Here is a 20,955-nt window from a genome sequence, read left to right on the forward strand (position 1 = left end):
AAAATTGAGGAGGATGCCGAATATGAGATTATTATTACGTACAGTCAGATTGAGCTACATATATATTTGCGGAGCAAGCGCGTTACTTAGCGCAGCGCTCCTATTTGTCGTTTATCACATGTTACGTTTTGCTCACCAACATATCCTATCGGAGACAACAGGAATAACTCGCATTATGTACTGGGTGATAAACCATATCGGTACAACGCCATTGGTTATATTCATCGGTGGTGGTATGTTTGCATTGTTTTTTTGGATTCGATCCCAGAAGATTGCAGATGACCTCAAGGTGATTGGTCGTGGAACTCATGAACTGGCCCATGGCCGAATTCCAGCACAAATTGAAGTGTTAAACGGAGGAGAGCTGCGGCAGATTGCCACGGATCTGAATGACGTTGCGATACGTATACAATCGGAGCGCTTAAACAGTTCAGACCAGGAGTGGATAGATCGAGAGCCGAGAGACGAAGAATGGTTCAGTTCTGGTATGTATATGTATGGCGAAGAAAGTAGCCGACAACAAATAGCGTCAGAAAGTGAGAGAAGTCATAAGCAACGTATACAAGCAGATTGGGTTGGATTACAATCTGGTCACATAAATGCAGATCTGCCGATGAAACTTACTCTCTACGGTGTTCGTTCCTCGCTTGAAACGATCGTGGAAGGACGCTGCCGGGATGAAGCGGAGATTCAGCACTGGGTCAGGCTAGCGTATGAGCAGACGTTAAGGCTGGAGCTTGCTCTGGATTCTATGGAAATGAAGCAACAGGAACATTCAGGCTCCAATCCACATGTATTTAGGGAGCCTGAATGTTGAGATCCAGCATAAGGCGCGGAATTTATCATATATTTGATGCCTCTGTAGTAATCGTTATTTTGCTTGCGGTCGGCTATATCTATCTAGTTACTTACGGCGAAGGTGTCCTTCGCAATCATCCTGAGGCCATTTCGGTGGCCTCTTCCACGATCATTACCAATGCGGATGGAACAGAAATTTCAAGATTACAAGTACAAACCAAGGGATATGCGCTGCATGCTGATTTAAAGGATATGCCCGATCTGTTAAAGCAGGCGTTTCTGGCTACGGAAGATCGACGTTTCTATAACCACGATGGCCTGGATTTTATCGGCATTGGCAGGGCGGTTGTGCAGGATGTTTTACATATGAACCTGAGTCAAGGAGGCAGCTCGATTACGCAGCAACTGGCCAGAAATCTGTATTTGAACGGAGATAAAACGCTGGTTCGCAAGGTGAATGAAATGTCGATTGCCCTGGCGATGGAAAAGAGATTTAGCAAGGATGAGCTATTAGAGCTGTATTTGAATCATATTTATATGGGACGCCAGCAATATGGGGTTAAAGCCGCGGCTTGGCGATACTTCGGGATTAAGGATCTACATCAGCTGGAGATCTGGCAAATGGCTACGCTGGTCGGCATTCCGAAGGGACCTTCTATATACAATCCGGTGGATCGGGAAGACCTGTCCAAAGAGAGGCGTTCTGTGGTTCTTGGTATCATGCATGAGCAAGGAATTATTACTAAGAAGCAGATGGAGGAAGCGCGAAATGTGGACTATACACCGCCCAATTCGACAGTTGAATCGACTCCGGGCTCAACAGTGCCTGCCTACGTGTCTGCCTTGGATGCGGTAATCGAGGAGGCTTCCCGACTTACAGGCAAGAGTGGAGCAGAGATTCGATCGGCAGGCTGGACCATTCGTACGGGATTGGATGATCAAGCGCAGCTGGCGATGGAGCAAACATTCCGTGAATCTTCACGGTTCACCGATGATCGTGAGGATGAGCAAGTGCAGGCGAGTATGATCATACTGGACCAGCATAACGGTGAAGTCAAAGCGATGATGGGTGGGAGAGACCCTGTAAAAGGAGGCATTAACCGGGCAACGACGGATGCAAGGCAACCTGGTTCTGCATTTAAGCCTATTATTGCATACGGACCTGCATTGGAATCAGGGCGGTTTAAGCCAGAGAGCATGCTGCCTGATCAACGCATGAAATATGGGAGTTATCAACCAAGCAACTTGGGCGGACGTTACAGAGGTACAGTTACGATGTCGCAAGCCATTGAAAACTCCATTAATGCTCCAGCTGTATGGCTGCTGCATGAGACAGGACTGGGAAGCGCACATCAATTTGCAGATCGATTGGGCATTGAACTGGGCAAGGAGGATCTTAATCTGTCGATTGCCCTAGGTGGCTTGCATAAAGGGGTGTCTCCAATAAAAATGGCCCAGGCATATTCCGTGTTTGCCAATAACGGCAAGTTCAATACGGCGCATCTAATTCGTGAAATTAAGGATTCACGCGGTCGGACAATCTATGTTTTTAAGCGAGAGAACAAGCAGGTGATCTCCACCAGCACGGCAACGGCCATGACCGACATGCTTCAAGATGTGGTCAGTCAAGGAACAGGTAGCAGGGCACAACTGAGTCAGCATAAGGTAGCGGGGAAGACAGGAACAACGCAGGCTGCATTACCTGGTGTAAGCAAGGAGGCGAACAGGGATCTGTGGTTTGTAGGATATACGAGCAAGTGGACGGCCGCAGTCTGGATGGGGTTTGATCGTACAGATGCAGAGCATTATATGAGATCCGGAAGTGGTGTGGCGGCGGATTTATTTGCGTCGGTGATGAAGCGTGCTTTGCCATAAAAGAGAATGGTTTACCGTACACCAATGGACAAGGAGTGTCCAACAGACATGGGGAGTTCTTTTTATGGATCGTACAGTTATCGAACAAATGGATACAATGATGAAAACAAAACGCTGCATATTAGATGATAACGGATCAACATTGGCTGGAAATATAGAAGACCCGTGAAGGACAGCGTTTACCCTGTCTCTAACGGGTCTTTATTGTTTAGTTTAGTGATAATATATTCATCTACTGTGTTAGGATTTTGCTCGCAATGATTCAGGTATACGACGAATCATCTGGTTCAACACCTCGGACAATACAAGTCCGATCGCGATGGCACCGGATAACATGAGCGCTTTGGCAGCCATCTCCATGGCAGCGCCGTAGTCATTTTGCACAAAATTACGCATCGCATTATACGCCAGTCCACCGGGAACGAGCGGAATGATACCTGCTACGCTGAAGATAATGACGGGTGCGCGAAACATGCGGGAGAACAGCTGGCTTATGACACCTACCGCGATGGTCGCTGCAAGAGTAGCAGGAACAGCATCCGCAGCATATTCGAGCACAATATAGATGATCCAGCCGATCATACCGACAAATCCACCGTGAAGCAGCATGCGCCGAGGAGCGTTGAAAATAATACCGAATGCGGCCGAAGCGACAAAGCTGGTCAGGGCCTGTTCAATAAAATGAAGCATAACCTGCAACTCCTCCATCTTACGTAAAAAGTGAAAAAACAACAGCAATGCCGGTACCAATCGCAAAAGCCGTCAGAAACGCCTCGGCTCCCTTGGATAACCCGGACACGAGATGCCCGGCCATCAGGTCACGCACCGCATTGGTAATCAGCAGTCCCGGTACCAAGGGCATGACTGAGCCAATAATGATTTTGTCCCGTTCATGACCCGCGCCCATATAGACAAGCAAAAAGGCGAGCAGACCAATGACAAATGAAGCGGTCAGCTCGGCAAAAAACTTTACGAGTACCAGTCGATGGAAGGCAATGACTGCTGCATAGCCAATACCACCGCAGAGAACGGCAGGGAGAAAGTCGACCCAGCCTCCACCAAACATAATGGTAAAGCAACCACTGGATAACGCCGCCGCTGTAAGCCGCACAACTGCAGAATAGGAGGAGGGCTGTCCCTCAATCTGTTGTAACAATGCATAGGCGTCTTCAACGGACAATTCACCTTGTCCAATACGCCGGGAAACGGCATTCACTTCGGATACCTTATGTAAATCCGTGGTTCGTTCAGAGATCCGTATCAGCTTGGCAGGCTCGGTTGCATCAACCGAGAAGAAGATACCTGTGGGCACAACATAACTGTGCGAATGGGGAAGGCCCAGCGCGGCAGCCATGCGTTTCATCGTATCTTCCACACGATAGGTCTCACCGCCGCTTTGCAGCATGATTTTGCCTGCCAATAGACAGATTGCAATCACGCGGGATTGTTCAGTATGATTTGTCCCAACCAGCTCCGTCTCAGACTGAGGCACGGGTGGAGGATCATGAGGGATATATTCCAACCGGATCAAGCTCCGTTCATATGAGATAAGGCTTGGTGCCGACACCATTGTATCATATTTCACACGTTAGCAATGAAACATACCGCACGAACTACAGGAAGTCATCCAGGTTGCAGAGATTAATGCATGCATTCACACCAAAATGATAACCGAACACTCTTAAAACCCAAAAAAGGCTTCGCTCCCAGGGCCTGATGGTCAAAGGGAGAGAAGCTTCTTGGATTAGGCTCGATCGAAACAAAAAACAACTACATCAACAGGGTAATGACCAACAGCTCATAAAGCACGAGTGGCAAAATAGTTGGTCCAAACAAGGCACGTGGCTCAGGATATCCATGCATCGGTGTAACCTGGAGATACAAAATTCCCCGATCTGCGCTGATAATGACACCTTCCCATACTTGGCCATCGATATTCTGGACTTGCACCTTCTTGCCTACATGCTGCCGGGCTGTATGATGAAGCATATTCCGCACACTTTGCACGGATTGGAGCATTGGTTGATTGGCTTGGTATACGACCCGTGCGGATGGTGTGGACGTGGATTCAGACATGATGCACAACCCTTCCTCAAAATCATTTCTTACTTCAAGGTATGCATCTGCCTACAAAAGGTGATCACACAAATGCCATCTCAAGGCTCCCGCGTCCATTTTCATAAGCCACTTTGCCCAGTGCTCCATTCACAAAGGTTAACTGAGGCGGAATATGGCCAAGATCCACATCGTACAATACAGGGACATCCAGGTCCCCCAGTGCAGCGGAGAGGGCATCGGTGAAATTGAAATCCTCTGTATCGGAATAACCCGCAGGTCGTCCAATCATGAAGCCTTTCACACCTGCAAACCAGCCTGCCTGTTTCATCTGCCACAGAAGACGGTAGATATCCCCTGCGTTCATCGCACAGCTCTCCAGATACCAGATGGTACCTTCGACTGCACAGTATTGCTCCAGATAGGATGCAACAGGTGCATACGGCGTGCCAATCAGACTGGAGATCGTATCCATGCAGCCGCCGATCAACCGACCTGAGAATGTAACCTGCGAGTCTGCTCCTTCGGGTTGCCCAAGCTGTTTCCAGAGAGAAGGAGTATCCAGATTGAATGTCGACAAATCCGGTTTCCATTCTGATTGATAGTGAGTGGAAGAAGATTGAGTAACCTGCCCTCCCTGGCTAGTTTGTAATACATCAATCCAGCGGGCTGTCACCGGATCGAGTTCATTGGATCTTAGATCCACGTAGTTCGTACCATGTGCCGAAGCCGTTCCGGTGATCAGGGTGTATGCGAATAAAAAGGTGCTGATATCCGAATATCCCATAACCCATTTGGGAGGCAAGGTTTTCAAAGCTTCCCAATCGAGTAGGGGGAGAATATCCATAAGGAACTCTCCACCCCACGGAGGGATAATAGCCTGAATCTCAGGGTCACGGAAAAATGCATTAATCTCGGCAGCGCGATCTTCCTTGGAGGAACTTACACATTTGGCATTATGCCGTAGAAATGGGCTCTCCTGAACACCAAAACCAAGGCGCTCCATGTTGTGCCTGCTCTCTTCAAGGTAATGATGCAAGGATTCACTTACACCGCTGGATGGTGCAGCCACGCCAATGGTATTTCCCGGAGCGAGTGGCTGCGGGTAACGGATTGAACGCTTATTCATTGTGAAAACACCCTTTCTTGGGAACATATCGATTTAATTCTAGATGGTTGATATTTTCATTATAGTGCATGACTACTTCATGTGGCTTGCGGATTATGCCTGTTACATTTCCTTTAGGGAGTCACAGGGATTTCAATAGAGAACGGTGCACGACTTTGATCAGGGTAAGAGAATATTTCCATTGTCAGATTTCCTTCGGCTGCGGCTGCATTTTTAATGAAAATCCTTGCTTCGGAGATCCCATTTTCACCTGAAGGACTCCAGCCTAACTCATTAATTTCGAAAGGCTTTCCTTTACTGTCCTTGATATTGGTAAATGACAGAGCAGAAATGGAATCTTGAGCGTCTGCAATTGAAAACTCGATGACCAGATCTTTGCCCTTTACCTTGCTATGCAGGAATTTCAAACTCGATGGGCCACCTTGTATTTCACCTGAAGATGGATCGATGCTGATAACCAGTTCATCCTTATCCACCGCTGAAAGGCCAGACCCTTGCAGCGTCAGCTTTTTCGGAGTGGAGAAGTACATGCTTTCGAAAAAGACAGAACTTCCAGAGCCTGAGATGGAGGAGGAATCCGTTCGCCATGCTCGGCCTTGCTCATCTACCAACTGCAAATCACGAATTCCGAAGATTTTTTTGGTGTTGTACCGATCATATTCGATATCAAGTACAAGGCGAGTGGGATACAGAATGGCCTGTTCTACATGAATACGCTGCCCGTCCACGGTCATTGTTTGGTTTACGGGAATGATTTTTTTCATGCCTTTTGTTAAGCTGCGGTCCACTGGGAAAGTGACCTTCCACTTATTATTCGGTTCCTTACCTCTTTCCTTAAATACAACGGTCAGCTCTTGTGGCGGTAAAGATTCTGTAAATGAGACATCGATTTTATCCTCATAAATGCCACTTTCTGAAGCCGGCTTAGGAGAGGAATAGCTAAACGCAACAGGCAGCTTTTTTCCATCTCTATCAAGCAAATCGATGTCATACATACCCTTGTCTGGATCTTTCATGCCTTTCATCGTGTAAAAAATAACCATGCGTGACTCATCCGTAATGATGCTGTCCACAGTCAAGGAAGCACCATCATGCTCATCGGTCACACCAACCTTCTGCAAGAGGGACTGATCGATGGCCATCATTAACCCCTTATCCTGGCGAATCATACTGACGATGCCCTCCATGCCTGGAAGTTGCTCCACAAAGGATGCAAAGGCGGGGGAGACGCGGATACATCCCGTAAACACGAGGATGATTGCGGCTGCCGATATGGAGCTCATAACCCAGCGCAGCCGGGACTTGCGCTTGCGCGCAGCCAGACGAATTCCGGTCTGTACAGCCTGATATGCTGCTGCATCCGGTACAGACATGGCGTCGTATTCTGTTTTACGATCATTCAGACGCTGCTCAAGGGCTTCAAATGACTTCATTTCATCGCTCATAATGTTACATCTCCTTTCGTTTCAAGCTGGTTCCGAAGTTGGCCGAGTGCCCGGTGCAGTCGGGATTTTACGGTTCCGGCCGGGATTTCGAGAATATCAGCGACTTCTGTTAAGGAGAAACCTTCGAAATAACTTAGAATAATAATCTGTTTGCAATCCCGATCCAGCGCAGATACGGCTGCGGCCAGATCAGGGTCTGCGGGCCGGTCCCAGCTGCTGGGTTCATGAATTTCAGTAACGTGGCTGAACCGGCTCTTGCGTTTGCGTTCGTCCGCACAGTAGTTCAGCAGAATGCGGATCAGCCAAGTGGCGAAATAGGAGGGTTCTTTTAATTTCTTGAGCTTTCGATAAGCTCTATAGGTGGATTCCTGTATCGCTTCCAGCGCATCGCCCTCGTTGTGCAGATAGGCATAGGCGATCCGATACAGTCGGCTCTGATGCATCTCCATTAAGGCTGCAAAAGCCTCGGCATCCCCTTTTTGTGCGGCGATGGTCAGTTGAGCAGGGGTCACATGGCTCCTCCTTTCATGGATGTTGTTCCGTATTAGACCGTGGTAGGGGCCAAACGGTTCTTGATTTTGGAAAAAAGTTATGTATACACTTACCGAAGACTACCAAAAAGAAGAAAATTGCGCAGAAACTGAAAACAACCGCCAAGTCCCCTTTATGTTAGAGAGAGGAGTTCGGCGGCTGTTATTATTCATATGACTTGTCTAACCGTAGTGAGGTTAGTTTCTCTCGATTTCAATCTTCAGAATAAAGATGGAGTTGTTTCGCAGCTTCCAGACCAGGCACCGCGAAACTAGCGAGCGGCGATGGCAGATCATCCAGCGGGAACCAACCAATCTCACCAATCGCTCCGCCTTCTTCGCAGTTACGAGCAATACCGCCGATAACTCGAGTTGAGTAGAGGACGGAAATCCAATGTTCCTGTTGTTCAGGTCGGATCGTCTCTGCGGTGCAGAGCAGCTTGTCGATGACAATATCCAGATCGACTTCTTCCTTGATCTCCCGAATGACCGTCGTTTCAATGGATTCGTACGGGTCGACTTTGCCCCCAGGGATACTCCAGGTGTACTGTTCAGGCTGACGATTTCGCCAAACCAAAAGGACTTCATTACGTTCGTTGAGAATGACCGCTCCGACACCAATCCGAGGTTGGACAGGAGAATTCTCTGTACCTTTGGTGTTAAGTAAGGACAACGCAGATCCTTCGGCAGCGACCAATCGTGAGTCTGAGTGATCTTCGTTCTGTTTAGTTCCTTGGGCATGAGTGGACTGAAACGCGAGCGGAAGTTGGGTCTGCGTGGACCATTCTTCTGCAAGAATACTCATCGAGATCAGATCATAATGCGTGCCATCCCGTAGAACGGCAGAACGCTGGCGGCCTTCCTCCCGAAATCCGGCTTTCAGATAGGCACGTCTGGCAGCTTCATTGTATTCAATCACTTCCAGCGCAATCCGGTTCAGATTCAATTCATGGAATCCATAACGAATAATCAGGGCGAGAGCATCACTGCCGTATCCTTTACCCCGATCTTTGTCATCACCAATGCCAATGGCCAGGCGTGCAGAGCGGTTATTCCACTCAATTCGGTAGAGGGCCGTGAATCCGATGAACCGATTGTCCTCCAGAGTACGCAGTGCAAATTCAAAGCCGTTGTCTCTACGAACTGCAGATGACCCCGTCTCATCCGGCGTTAGCGGAACAGCAATATCGGTATCCAGATTACGCAAGTAATCATAACTGTCAGTAAAGCGGGAGAGCCGCATGCAGTCTTCTGGGCAAGGAGCGGCTAGCCGGACTTTGGAGCCTTGAAAAGCATTTAAATGACGTGGAGCCATGTTGCACCTCTTTTATTGGATATGAAATCATACATTTTATCTCATTATACTACGAAACAGAGAGGATACCGAAAAAGGGCACAAGCAGGGGAGCATATCCTCCTGATTTGGGAAAAGAAAAGCGACGCTAATTGCGGTTAATATAGATCAATATAATTCAACATAGATCCTCTGGATATTTCCGAATATAGACAAAACAAAAAGCAGCCAAGGGCTGCTCAACCATTCATTATTTCATATCCTGCAACAGGTTTTTCATTTTCTTGTAGTGCCCGCTGACCCGATCAACCATGTAGTTATACATAAGCTGATTCTCCGAAAGGTTCGCCATTTCCTTGTCAATATCAACGTTATTGTTGTTATTATTCATGGAAGTTTCGTTGTTCTCGACAATCCGGTAGTTTACGATGGAGTCATTGGGATTGCTAACCGGAAAGTGTTTCTCATGAGTCCGCTTCATATCGAGCTGATCTGTTTTGCCATTCTCAATGATACGTCTGAGCTCTTCCTCAAACTCCACCGATTTCTTTTTGTAATTGGGTGTGTCTGCATTGGCAATATTTTCAGTGGTAACCTTGTGCTGCGCGTTCAGCGCTTGTAACAGAGATTCATTGCGTCTGGAAGTGTTCGTTTCAATCAACGGCTCAGTCTCCTTCAATGGAAATGCAATTGCTTTCATCATAAAAAAATGAGCTGCTGCATGTCAAGTTAGGCAAAAGAAAAGGACAAGTGCATGCCGGAGGTTTCCATTACGAAATCCTGCTTCATGACATCTTATCCTTGTCCCAGCCCGTATGAATCAGTCCTCACGAATCAGCTATGAAGAAGGACGATTGATGTTTTTGCCATAATAAATCTCATCCATCTCCAGCTTCAACCACTCTGTAATTTCCTGTTGCTCGGCCTTGCTCAGTTTATCTTTGGTATAACCAAACAGATAATTATCGAGATCGAATTCTTTTAGTTTACACTTGGTGTGAAAAATGTTCTCCTGATAGACGTTCACGTCAATCATGTCGAAGCTGCTCTTGATCTCATCCGGAATGTAATTCTGGATCGAGCCGATCTCATGATCAATGAAGAGCTTGCGTCCACTCGTATCCCGTGTAAAGCCACGTACCCGGTAGTCCATCGTCATGATATCTGTATCGAACGAGTGGATTAGATAGTTCAGTGCCTTTAGTGGAGAGATTTCCCCGCAGGTAGAGACGTCAATATCTGCCCGGAACGTACTGATGCCTTCGCTCGGGTGAAATTCGGGGTACGTATGAACGGTAATATGGCTTTTGTCGAGCTGCATGACAACATTATCGGGCAGGGGGCCTGGAGATTCATCGAAGGATTCTTCGGGGATCTCCACAATGGGGCCTTCCGACACAAGCATCGTCACACTTGCACCCTGGGGAACATAGTCCTGTTGGGCGACATTCAGCACATGGGCACCGATAATGTCAGACACGTTGTTCAGGATTTTGCTCAATCGTGCCGCATTATATTGTTCATCAATATATTCAATGTAAGCTTCGCGTTCATCTTTGGTTTTCGTATAACAGATATCGTACATATTGAAACTCAGCGACTTGGTCAGGTTGTTGAATCCATGCAGTTGAATGCGCTGCTCTGGCGTTAATGTCATGGTTGCAGTTCCCCTTTGTCCCATACGACATGGTGATCGCAGTTTTACTACTACTTATACCCAACCTGCCGCCAAAAAAAACATATGTACTTCATTCTTTGTTACTCCAGTCGTACACAGATCAGAATGAAGGATCTCCGTATTCGCCAACATCGTTCATCCGTTCATCTTCGGCGACTGATTGAATATCCTCCGAGGTGATGCTGATGATCGTATAATCTTCATTCTGCTGTTTTTTGACTGCTTTTTCCTTAATAAAACGGGGACTGCCATCCCCGGAATCTTCATCATACACGAGCAAGAGACCGTCGCTTTTGCGCAGCAGCAAGTCATCCCGCGCAGTAAACTGCCACGGGCCGATATACGGCTGACGACTAATCGCACCATAATAGTCCACACCTTGCAGAATGGAGCGATAATACTCCTGTTTGTCTTCCTTCCATTGTTCCTCAGGATTCTGAAAAGCAGTAATGATCGACAGCTTCAGGTCCGGAAACGTCTTCTTCAGCTCAAGCACCACTTCGCACGCCCACAGGTCTACACCGTATTGGCCTGGCGTCAGCACCCACTCCAGCCCGTCTTCGACCAGAGGTGTAAGACGGGAGGAGATCGCCTTTTTGATGAAAGGAATTCCCTCATGCTTCTGTCCAAAAATCTGTAGTTCATGTGCACGATAACCGGTAATCAACACGTTTTTCAGCATCGGTTCCTCCATTCAGGCGTGGTGAGGCCATCGGCCAGTTCCGGCACCGCGACTTGTCCAGTATCGGCTGAAATCACTGGGTCAGCGATGTCGCTTCTTTGAATCATCCCGTTAGTTCGCTGATGGAGCATCCGTACGGAATGGATAGAGGAACTGTTTTGGAATATCGGTCTCAAATCTCATCAGCTCACCCGAAGTTGGATGGACGAACGAGAGTACCCGTGCATGCAGTCCGAGGCGACCCAGTGTTTTGGTATGAGCACCATATTTTTTGTCGCCTGCGATGGGATGGCCCAGATCTTCCATATGCACACGGATCTGGTTTTTGCGACCCGTTTCCAGACGGACCTCCAGCAGGGAGAATTCACGGTTCGATTGTAAACGTTTGTAGTGCGTAATGGCATGTTGTCCATCATTCGGGCGAGAACTGGAATACATTTTGAGCGTCTTGGTTTCTTTTAGCCATGAGGAAATGGTACCTTCTTCTTTTGCAACGGCGCCTTCCACAAGGGCAACATACACACGTTCCTGTACATTTTCTTTCCAGTTGTCCTGCAGCTTCTGCTGCACTTCTTCACTCTTGGCGAACATCATGACACCCGAAGTGTCGCGGTCTAGACGATGGACAATAAATATGCGGTTTAGTGGGTTGGTACGGCGAACATGCTCGGTCAGCTGGCGATAAGCGGTAAGATCATCACTTTTGTCAGCGGCAATGGACAACAGTCCGGCTTCCTTGCGAATGACAATGATATCATCGTCTTCATGCAAAATGTTAATGCCCGTCAGGGAAGGAGCGGCAACAGCGCCTTCTTTGCTAATTGTTACGATCTGCCCTGGCTTCAGCTCCAGATTGAACTTGGTCACCACTTTCTGATCAACGGACACCTGTCCGCGACCCAGAATGGATTTGACCGCATTACGGCCGGACTTCAAATGTTTCAGCAAGAAGTTGAGCAGCTCATCCGGTTCAGTAACCTTGTACGGGCGTGGTGGTTCTTGCTTGCTATAATAGGAATTGCCCGAGCGTTTGGCTGCTTTGGGTTTGGGTGCTCCGGCTTTCTTGGGAGCCGCGGAGGATTTGGATGCTACAGGCTTATTCGCCGCTCCTGTATTGCGTGATGTGGATGGTCCTGATGATTTGGCAGAAGTATTGCCTGTTGGGCGTTTACGTTTATTCATAAATAGTAATCTCCTTCTGAACAGCCTGTACCGCTTGTGTGCATACGATCCGTTCATTTCGTTATGCAGTCCAATATACCATTAACCGGGGGCAAATAAAAATAGGTGGAGACAATCTGTTATCCATCCAATCCAAAGAGAGTCGAGATTCATAGAATAACGTATCCCATAGCATTGGAGGTGTTACTCATGGGTGTGTTTCTCGATATGAGAACTTCGATGAACTCGGGAACCGTAGGACAGCCCGGTTTGTCTCTAGGCCCATCGCCAGAAGCGTTTGGCTCCATTGGTCTGCAGACCCTTGGTGTCCCCAATCCCATTATCACCTTGAATGGCACGGTTGGCGTTACCGGAGAAGTGGGGGATACGTTTGTTGTTGAGCTTGTACGGGGCAGCGTTTACGATCCGTTCTATGTGATCTATCGCGCCGAAGGCACGGTAGGTCAGAACGGTGGCGCTGAATTTCATTCATTCACTGCACAGGATCTTTCCGCACCGCCTGCACTGGAAAGTGTGTATACTTCGTTTATTTCCGGCGTGTCCACATCGGTACGGACTGGCCCCGAGGTGTTCCATGGCATTGCAGCCACCAATTGGTTCCTATGAACAAAAGGTTCAGCAGGAAGAGTGTTTACGTAAGCATCTGATGATTAGCAGAACAAAATCCCGGCTCCAAGGAGTCCGGGATTTTTGTTGTAGTATCTACTTTTACAGACTAGTTGGCGCGGCCTTTCAAAATAATGTTGTTGGCTTTGCCGAAGTCGATGGCGACTTTGCCTGCAAGTGCCGCTGTTCGTTCCGCAAGAACAACCGCGTTCACGCCACAGGAGAAAAGAGCTACATCGAAGGTATCCTGATTCGTTTGAATCCATTGCAGCGTTTCCTGCATCTGATCCCAGCTGTCGAACGGCAGCGCAGCTGTGATATCCAGATGGTAGGGCTCCTGAACGAGCATGGCTCGCAGCTGCTCAATCTCGCGGGTAACGAGCAGCACCCGCTTGCCGGCAAGCATATTCCAGAAGCGGGGCACCTGCGCGAGTTCCCGATTGACACAGGCATGGCAAGTTAGTGCCGGAGCGATGCCGAAATGTGCGAACACCGTATCGGTCAGCTGTCTTTTGAGATGCTCCGGCGCTTTGATGGTACTGTCCCCGTGAGGAAGAATACCTACGATATCTGCCCTTTGCAAGGAAGCGGCAACCTCGTCCCGAAGCTGCAGATTGGGCAGACGCAGTCCTTTTTGTCCCAGATTAGCTTTGATAGCCCATCGTTCCTGCAGAACCTGTTCCGTACTCCAGACCGTTTCCTGAGACATGACGATATTTTCCCCATCGCCCACACGGACCAGAGAGAAGGGACGCTTATCCCTCACGGCGGCTTCGAGTTGATCCAACACACCATCCATTTCAAGATAGATTGGACTCATTGTGGTATAAGGCCTCCTTTGAAAATTCAATTGCTCTATTCTATGTTGCGGCTTCGGCAACGTTTTGTGCGTTCGACCCGCAGGGCGCATCTTCGGTTATATATCAATCTACTTTCGGGACCGGAAAGTGTTGATGGGCTTATGTAAAAGCTGATTTATACAAAAACCCGTGCAAGTGTCCGGACCAGTTCTATTATTTTTTCATACGTTATAGAGTCGGCTGGATTGGAGAGAGCTTCTGTATAGCAGTTTCGGGCTGACGGAGGCATTTTTTGCGTGGAAAGGGCTGTAAAAACTATGAAAATAGTCTGACTGAATTGAAAGAAGTTCAACAAAAGATGAGGAGGAAGGGCATGTCCAGAAAAGTGGTTATTGAGATTAACTTCAACAATTACGGAATGGACCCACAGCGCTTGACAAGAGAGTGGCTGGAGCGACGAATGAGCATTTTTCGTACTTTCACTCTTCATTGTCTTAAGGCGCAGACGAATCAGGATTTTCTGACGGTGGTGAAGCTTTCCAAGGAATCGGGGGAATTGATGCAAGACATTTTAGCTGAACAGGAGCCGCTGCCTTCCAATATCCGTTTTGGAACAACCATAGAAAGTGTGCGGGCCATCTTGGCTTTTGCAGAAGGGGTGGAGGAGATCTACATGGCGCGTCTGGATTCGGATGATCTATATCACAGGACCTTTGTTCAGCAGCTCTATGACGTGCAGCCGCAGCCCGGAACGATAGCACTCATCAACCAGAATGGATACTTGTGGGACAGTGTGAATCATGAGATGGCTCCAGCATTTCACCGTTCCCCGCAGTTCTATGTTTACCTGTATAAAACGGCTGAGTACGCTGCGGGATACCGGGTGAAGCTGCCGGGCCGGGGAACACATGGCAATGTCATTGAGCTGCCGCATGAACTGCTGGCTCCGCGCAATTATGTAAATATAGTGCATTCCAACAATACATCCATCAAAAAAGTACCACCGAAAGACCGATTGAGCCGGGAAGAGATGGCTGCGGTATTACGCGAATTCATGATTTGAACAAGGAGGGATTCATCATGATTAAAGGACAAACAATTTTGATCACCGGAGGCACGGGCTCCTGGGGGCAGAAGCTGACCGAGGTACTGCTGGAACAGAATCCAGCCGAGATTCGGATTCTCTCGCGTAATGAGTACGCCCAGATAACGATGCAGCGGGATTTCGGTCATGATGCACGTTTGCGTTTTGTCATCGGAGATATTCGCGACTATCGGGCAGTGGAGGAAGCCTGTCGCGGGGTGGATGTACTCTTCCATCTGGCTGCACTGAAGCATGTTCCGGTATGCGAGGATCAGCCGGATGAAGCGTTCAAGACCAACGTCATCGGCACGCAGAACATTATTCGCGCTGCGATTCGCATGCAGGTTGCCAAGGTCATTGACGTCTCCACTGACAAAGCGGTAGATCCGATTAACGTTTACGGCATGACCAAGGCTTTGGGGGAAAAGATGATGATTCGTGCTAATGGGCTGAGCGAGTCCACCCGTTTTGTATGTATTCGCGGAGGCAATGTACTCGGGACCAGCGGCAGTGTTGTTCCATTGTTCCGTCGTCAGATTGATGAAGGCAAGAGCCTGACCATTACGGACAAAGGCATGACCCGCTTTTTCCTGACGCGGACGGAGGCCATTCATTTGCTACTGAAGGCGGCTGAGGCAGCGGTGGGCGGCGAGACTTTTGTGATGAAAATGAAGGCCTGCAAAATGACGGATCTGGCTTCGGTCATGCTGGAGCAGGCAGGTCGTCCGGCTCACGACTATAAGGTAACCGGGATTCGACCGGGCGAAAAATTACATGAAGTACTCATTTCTCCATTCGAGGCACCACGTACCTACAAGGTTGACGAACAATATTATGTGATTTTGCCACAGGAACCGGACAAGCGCCTGACAGATCCGTATAGTGGGCTGCCTCGCGTGACGTTTTCCGAGTATCGTTCAGACAGCGCAATGATGAACCGTTCCGCTATTGCCCAGTTTTTACGTGCAGGCGGCTTTATTCATTAATAGAAGGGAGGCGGACCGTTTGGAGGTGGAAGGAATGGTAGAGAGCAGCAAGCATGAAGGAAATAAGGAAACACAGGAACGTACTACGCTTCAAAACCTAAACAACCGCTCCCTCAAAGCCGCCGTCATTGGTCTTGGGTATGTCGGGTTACCGATGGCGGTGGAGATGGCGCAGGCTGGGTATCAGGTGCAAGGAATTGACATCGATGGGGCGAAGGTGGCTAAACTGCGTGCCGGGAAATCGTACGTAATCGGCATTGAGGATAAGGTTGTGCAATCCCTTGCGCAGGCTGGATTATTGATGGCGGGGACTGATTTCGCAGCGGTGGGTCAGGCGGATGTAATTGTTATTTGTGTGCCTACGCCTTTGACTGCGGAGCACCAGCCGGACATTTCATTTATCGCTGCAGCAGTGGATGGCATAACGCCTTATCTTCAGGAGGGCTGCCTTGTTATATTGGAAAGTACTACGTATCCCGGCACCACCGAGGAGCGTGTGAAGCACCCGATCGAAGCTGCAAAAGGGTGGAAAGTAGGACAGCAGTTCCATGTCTGTTATTCACCAGAACGAGTAGATCCCGGAAGTGTGCATTACGGGGTGAAAAATACACCGAAGATCATTGGCGGCTCCACGCCGTCCTGTCTATCTTATGGAAAGGCATTCTACGGTTCGTTCCTGAACGAAATCGTTCCCGTTAGTTCAACGACGGTGGCGGAGACGGCAAAGTTGTTCGAAAACACGTTTCGCAGCGTGAACATCGCGCTCGTGAATGAACTGACACCTGCCTGTGAGCAAATGGGCGTAAACATCTGGGAGGTGCTGGACGCTGCAGCAACCAAGCCGTTCGGTTATATGCCGTTCTATCCGGGCCCGGGCATTGGTGGACACTGCATTCCAATTGACCCGATCTATCTGTCCTGGGCCGCAGGCCGTCAGGGATCAGAGCTGCAATTCATTTCGCTTGCGGATGCGACCAATCGGCAAATGCCGGAAAGAGTGGTGAAACGTGCTGCCGAGTTGCTCGAACAGAAAGGTTCATCGATGCAAGGGGCCCAAATTGTATTGGCGGGTATGGCGTACAAAAAAGATATCGACGACTTGCGTGAATCGCCAGCGCTGGATGTCTATAGACTGCTTAGTGAAGCAGGGGCAGATGTGGTTTTCACCGATCCTATGGTGCCTGTGTTCCGCAAGGATGATGGTACGGTTGCCCAGGCTCAATTAGCATCACCAGCATTGTGGGCGGGGGCGGATCTGGTCATCATTACGACGGATCATACGGGCTTCGACTATCAGGAGATGGCGGATCATGCCAAGCTCATCTTCGACACACGCAATGCGACAGCCGGATGTGTAGGTGGAAACATAGTGGTGCTTGGACAGCCGATCCGACCGGAAGTAAACGTGGTGCAGGACGCCAAGAAAGAACATGAAATACAAATTCACGAGAACATGCGAGTGCCTCGGACGAAGGATGGGGAAAAGCGGGGACACACCGATCCTATCCAGTCAGACAGTAAGGCCAATGTTAAATCACACATTGAACCGTCCATCGAACCAACTAACGAACACTCGCACGAAAATTCTGGAGGCAGCCATGGCGAATCATGACCGGGTCAACGAGCGTTATTATGGCGAGATCAATTCGGAAGAATCGCACGAAGCCACACGTACACGTGTGCACTGGATGTGCCGGGAAGCAACAGGCAAGCGAATTCTGGATATTGGATGCAGCCAGGGAGTCACGTCCATTTTGCTGGCGCGGGAAGGCTTTCGGGTGACCGGGATTGATCTGGAAGAAGAGAGTATACGATACGCCCGCGAGGAACTGGCGAAGGAGTCCAGACCCGTGCGGAACAATGTGGATTTTCGCCTGCTGGACATTACACAATGGAAAGCCAGAACCACCTTTGATACAGTACTGCTGGGCGAAGTGCTGGAGCATTTTGCCCATCCGGAGACGTTATTGCTGCAAATTCACCGACTGCTGCAGGAGGAGGGAACCCTGGTTGTGACCGTGCCATATGGTTATCATCCCTTTTACGATCACAAGCAGACGTTCTATGCCGGGAATCTGGCGATGTGCTTGCTGCCGTATTTTGAAGTATTGAAGCTGGAAGTTCATCATAAATATCTATGTTGTGTGGCACGCAAAAGACGGAAAACACAGCTGTATATGTCACCAACCCTGAACCAACTGACGGAATGGATGGAGCTGGATCACGTACATTTTGCCGCTGTGGAGAAGAATCACCTTCGTCTGATGAATCTACGCAAGAAAGCGTTGGATAATGCGGTTGAACAGGTTAAACGTCTGCGACGTCAGGAGAACGGAGAAGGGTAACAGATAAGATTGAGAAGAAAAAAAGACCGCAATACGGGTAAGACAGGAAGGGGCTTAAACCGTGATCACCATCAGTCTGTGTATGATTGTGAAGAACGAACAACGCACGCTTGCGCGCTGTCTCGACTCGGTCGCCGGCATCGCGGACGAGATCGTGATTGTAGATACCGGTTCATCCGATCGTACCATGGAGATCGCTGCGCAATATACCGACCGGGTCTACACGTATGAGTGGAAAGATGATTTCGCCGCAGCGCGGAATTATTCATTCGACCAGGCCACACAGGAATATATCCTGTGGCTGGATGCAGATGATGTGCTGTTGCCTGCGGAACGGGCGAAACTGGAAAGGTTGAAGCAGCAGCTGCCGTCAGGCGGTGAGACGGCTGCTGTGATCTTGAGCTATACGCTGGCCGAGGGGCCGGAGGGAAGTCCGCTCGTGACGGACCGACGGTTGCGCCTCGTCAAGCGGGAGGCGGGGTGCCGCTGGCATGGCCGGCTGCACGAGCAGTTAGGCTTCCCGCAGAGCGGTGTCATTACGGCAGACATTGCCGTCACGCACCGCCGCGAAGCGGGCCATCATTCGGCGCGAAACGTGCGCATTCTGCGCAAATGGATCGCCGAAGAGGGCGCAGCCCAGGGACGCCTGCTGTTCTATTATGCAGGCGAATGTTACGACCGCAAGCGTTATGCGGCGGCGGCTCGGGCGTACGTAAAGCTGCTGCTGGAGCCGAGCGGCTATCGCGAGGATCGGCTCATCGCCTGCGCACGGCTGGCGGAATGTTATGAGCGGCTGGGCGAGCCGGGTCGGAAACTGGGTGCGTTGCTGCAATCATTTCAATTCGACCTGCCGCATGCCGACTTCTGCTGCGCCATCGCTGCCTGCTTCCAGGAAAGGCAGGAGATTGTGTCTGCCATCTACTGGTATATGCAAGCGCTTGATGTCAGCAGCCGGGATCCGGGTCTGCGTCCCGTGCCTACGGCATGCCGCACTTGGCTGCCCCACGCACGGCTCTCCCTTTGTTACGCTCACATGGGAAACTGGGAGCACGCGCTTCTGCATAACAGCAAAGCAAGGGAGTATCTGCCGAATGACCCCAGTCTGATTGCCAATCGGCAGAAGATTGAAGCGATGGTGAGTAAGGGGAACAGTGGGCCGGAAGAGAAAGAGAAAGAGAAAGAGAAAGAGAAAGAGAAAGAGTAGTGTTGATCTGTTCGAGAGGTGGAATAAGAGCAGCCCCGCTTGCCATGAGAGTCGGTGAGCGGGGCTGCTTATTTGTGTTTTTATTTTTCTGGTGCTAGGCAGCGAACGTACTGGTCCTTCATACGCAGGCTTTGGCATGCCCAGCCCCGGCCGTCATAGATTTCATCATCGATGTTTAGCGTAATGCTTTCATCTACATACTCATTCCAGTTTTCGATCCGGAGTGTATTTTCATCTTCCCATTCAAGATGGTTATGTCCGTGGTATCCAGCGCGGTATATGGCCTTTACATTGGAATCATCAAGAGCATTCGTTTTCTTTACCTCAACCCAGATTGTGACTCCACCTGCCGCTCCACCATAAGGTACGCCGTAAATCTCGGCGGTATATTCTCCGTTCCGTGAAGGCATGGAGTAGCTCAGATCACCTTGTTCGGATCGATCAAACGTGGAGAAGTAAGGGCGAAGCGTGAAGTAAAGGTATACGGTGGCAAGCAGGACAAAAATTAATATCGAAAATGTGGTGAATATCGGGTGTCGGCGTATCCATGATTTTGATGGTGAGATGTTTGAAGAGTCACTAGCATGTGCATGTTTCTTCATAATACGTTCAACCTCCTGTAGAGGTACGAATTTGATGTGTATTTAGGATCTTTTCTATAGTAAATCATTCATTGATGATATCATATTGATGATAGAAATTAATAACAAATAAGTGGAATGATTCTAGTTGTAATGGGGAATTTGATCTTATTTAAAGTAGAATAATTTGTAAAGCTTTGATTAACTGGCTTTTGTTCCTGAAAGGTGCTGACAAATCAAATTGGGAGGTGCTGCAAATGAATGAACCTACGTTGAAGAAAGCGATGGATACGCTGGAGTTTCTGAGTCAGGATCGTGAAGCACGTCGCTTGTATGAAGAACGGCAAAAGTATTTGCATGATGAAGCCTCAATGATTGAGTGGGCTACGGAAAAGTGCATTGCTAAAGGTATAGTGGAAGGCGAACAAAAGAAGGCGATTGAAATTGCAAAAAATATGCTTTCATTCGGCATCGAAGTTTCAGTCATTGCCAAAACAAGTGGTCTAACTGAGTCTGAAGTTGAGGCACTGAAAGATTAGCAAAAGTACTTTAAATTGAAACAATCGTCTTGTCCCCAAAAGGCAGGCGGTTGTTTTTTAATTTGCCCTAGATCGTTTTACAGTAAAACGCGGTTGCTCATTCGGGTCTGGGCCGTTAAACTAAAGGGAGCGGCGTTTGCTT

21 protein-coding genes and 2 pseudogenes are annotated in these 20,955 nt (G+C 49.0%); 9 read left to right on the forward strand and 14 right to left on the reverse strand.

What is annotated here, in order from left to right; all coding sequences use genetic code 11:
- The first annotated feature begins 22 nt into the window (after positions 1-22).
- Both HP548_RS30720 and HP548_RS30725 read left to right on the forward strand, forming a co-directional pair.
- Complete coding sequence (locus HP548_RS30720) at positions 23-817, forward strand: HAMP domain-containing protein (RefSeq protein WP_175383777.1); 795 nt, start codon at positions 23-25, stop codon at positions 815-817.
- Positions 814-2,673, forward strand: coding sequence for a transglycosylase domain-containing protein (locus tag HP548_RS30725; protein WP_409347687.1), 1,860 nt, complete (start codon positions 814-816; stop codon positions 2,671-2,673). Before HP548_RS30720 ends, HP548_RS30725 begins: the two co-directional genes overlap by 4 nt.
- Positions 2,674-2,913: 240 nt before the next feature.
- On the opposite strand, the gene HP548_RS30730 is transcribed toward HP548_RS30725, so the two are convergent.
- The 12 genes and pseudogenes from HP548_RS30730 to HP548_RS30785 form a co-directional block, all read right to left on the reverse strand.
- Positions 2,914-3,381, reverse strand: a complete 468-nt coding sequence (locus tag HP548_RS30730) for a threonine/serine exporter family protein (protein WP_246318271.1) — start codon at positions 3,379-3,381, stop codon at positions 2,914-2,916.
- Between the two features lies 1 nt (position 3,382).
- Positions 3,383-4,078, reverse strand: coding sequence for a threonine/serine exporter family protein (locus tag HP548_RS30735; protein ID WP_231952780.1), 696 nt, complete (start codon positions 4,076-4,078; stop codon positions 3,383-3,385).
- Positions 4,079-4,443: 365 nt separating this feature from the next.
- Positions 4,444-4,749: a hypothetical protein gene (locus HP548_RS30740; protein ID WP_076291774.1), complete on the reverse strand. Its 306-nt coding sequence runs from the start codon at positions 4,747-4,749 to the stop codon at positions 4,444-4,446.
- Between the two features lie 64 nt (positions 4,750-4,813).
- On the reverse strand, positions 4,814-5,857 hold the full coding sequence (locus HP548_RS30745; protein WP_175383779.1) for a S66 family peptidase: 1,044 nt from the start codon (positions 5,855-5,857) through the stop codon (positions 4,814-4,816).
- 113 nt (positions 5,858-5,970) lie between these two features.
- Positions 5,971-7,302 (reverse strand): DUF4179 domain-containing protein, encoded by a 1,332-nt coding sequence (locus HP548_RS30750; RefSeq protein ID WP_175383780.1) that lies wholly within the window; start codon positions 7,300-7,302, stop codon positions 5,971-5,973.
- On the reverse strand, positions 7,299-7,814 hold the full coding sequence (locus tag HP548_RS30755; RefSeq protein ID WP_175383781.1) for a sigma-70 family RNA polymerase sigma factor: 516 nt from the start codon (positions 7,812-7,814) through the stop codon (positions 7,299-7,301). Before HP548_RS30755 ends, HP548_RS30750 begins: the two co-directional genes overlap by 4 nt.
- Before the next feature lie 232 nt (positions 7,815-8,046).
- Complete coding sequence (locus HP548_RS30760) at positions 8,047-8,454, reverse strand: NUDIX domain-containing protein (RefSeq protein WP_343054973.1); 408 nt, start codon at positions 8,452-8,454, stop codon at positions 8,047-8,049.
- A gap of 201 nt (positions 8,455-8,655) precedes the next feature.
- Positions 8,656-9,147, reverse strand: a pseudogene (locus HP548_RS30765) (GNAT family N-acetyltransferase); the annotation flags it as partial.
- A 229-nt stretch (positions 9,148-9,376) separates the two neighbouring features.
- Positions 9,377-9,826 (reverse strand): flagellar basal body rod protein FlgB, encoded by a 450-nt coding sequence (flgB, locus tag HP548_RS30770; RefSeq protein WP_246318272.1) that lies wholly within the window; start codon positions 9,824-9,826, stop codon positions 9,377-9,379.
- A gap of 138 nt (positions 9,827-9,964) precedes the next feature.
- Positions 9,965-10,783, reverse strand: coding sequence for an adenosylmethionine decarboxylase (gene speD / locus HP548_RS30775; protein ID WP_063564347.1), 819 nt, complete (start codon positions 10,781-10,783; stop codon positions 9,965-9,967).
- A 121-nt stretch (positions 10,784-10,904) separates the two neighbouring features.
- On the reverse strand, positions 10,905-11,486 hold the full coding sequence (locus tag HP548_RS30780; RefSeq protein ID WP_175383782.1) for a DUF1273 domain-containing protein: 582 nt from the start codon (positions 11,484-11,486) through the stop codon (positions 10,905-10,907).
- A gap of 111 nt (positions 11,487-11,597) precedes the next feature.
- The gene (locus HP548_RS30785; RefSeq protein ID WP_175383783.1) at positions 11,598-12,668 is read right to left on the reverse strand and encodes an RluA family pseudouridine synthase; all 1,071 of its coding nucleotides are present in this window, start codon (positions 12,666-12,668) and stop codon (positions 11,598-11,600) included.
- Between the two features lie 189 nt (positions 12,669-12,857).
- Here HP548_RS30785 and HP548_RS30790 point away from each other — a divergent pair, with 189 nt between their 5' ends.
- Entirely contained in the window at positions 12,858-13,274 is a 417-nt protein-coding gene (locus tag HP548_RS30790; RefSeq protein WP_076291779.1) for a hypothetical protein, read from the forward strand.
- A 109-nt stretch (positions 13,275-13,383) separates the two neighbouring features.
- On the opposite strand, the gene HP548_RS30795 is transcribed toward HP548_RS30790, so the two are convergent.
- The gene (locus HP548_RS30795) at positions 13,384-14,094 is read right to left on the reverse strand and encodes a GT-D fold domain-containing glycosyltransferase (RefSeq protein WP_175383784.1); all 711 of its coding nucleotides are present in this window, start codon (positions 14,092-14,094) and stop codon (positions 13,384-13,386) included.
- A gap of 353 nt (positions 14,095-14,447) precedes the next feature.
- Here HP548_RS30795 and HP548_RS30800 point away from each other — a divergent pair, with 353 nt between their 5' ends.
- From HP548_RS30800 to HP548_RS30820, 5 genes are all read left to right on the forward strand, one after another.
- Positions 14,448-15,137: a glycosyltransferase gene (locus tag HP548_RS30800; protein WP_076291781.1), complete on the forward strand. Its 690-nt coding sequence runs from the start codon at positions 14,448-14,450 to the stop codon at positions 15,135-15,137.
- A 17-nt stretch (positions 15,138-15,154) separates the two neighbouring features.
- A complete protein-coding gene (locus tag HP548_RS30805) occupies positions 15,155-16,144 on the forward strand; it encodes a polysaccharide biosynthesis protein (protein WP_076291782.1) in 990 nt (329 codons plus the stop codon).
- Positions 16,145-16,169: 25 nt separating this feature from the next.
- The gene (locus HP548_RS30810) at positions 16,170-17,756 is read left to right on the forward strand and encodes a nucleotide sugar dehydrogenase (protein WP_256716934.1); all 1,587 of its coding nucleotides are present in this window, start codon (positions 16,170-16,172) and stop codon (positions 17,754-17,756) included.
- Positions 17,743-18,489 (forward strand): class I SAM-dependent methyltransferase, encoded by a 747-nt coding sequence (locus HP548_RS30815; protein ID WP_099855200.1) that lies wholly within the window; start codon positions 17,743-17,745, stop codon positions 18,487-18,489. Before HP548_RS30810 ends, HP548_RS30815 begins: the two co-directional genes overlap by 14 nt.
- Positions 18,490-18,550: 61 nt before the next feature.
- Complete coding sequence (locus HP548_RS30820) at positions 18,551-19,693, forward strand: glycosyltransferase family 2 protein (RefSeq protein ID WP_343054952.1); 1,143 nt, start codon at positions 18,551-18,553, stop codon at positions 19,691-19,693.
- An 80-nt stretch (positions 19,694-19,773) separates the two neighbouring features.
- Here the strand turns inward: HP548_RS30820 and HP548_RS30825 are convergent, their stop codons facing one another.
- Positions 19,774-20,295 (reverse strand): DUF5412 family protein, encoded by a 522-nt coding sequence (locus HP548_RS30825; protein ID WP_175383785.1) that lies wholly within the window; start codon positions 20,293-20,295, stop codon positions 19,774-19,776.
- A gap of 176 nt (positions 20,296-20,471) precedes the next feature.
- Between HP548_RS30825 and HP548_RS30830 the strand changes: the two are divergent.
- Positions 20,472-20,813 (forward strand): annotated as a pseudogene (locus HP548_RS30830) (Rpn family recombination-promoting nuclease/putative transposase); the annotation flags it as partial.
- Between the last annotated feature and the right edge of the window lie 142 nt (positions 20,814-20,955).

The sequence above is a fragment of the Paenibacillus taichungensis genome (assembly GCF_013359905.1).
GTDB lineage: Bacteria > Bacillota > Bacilli > Paenibacillales > Paenibacillaceae > Paenibacillus > Paenibacillus taichungensis.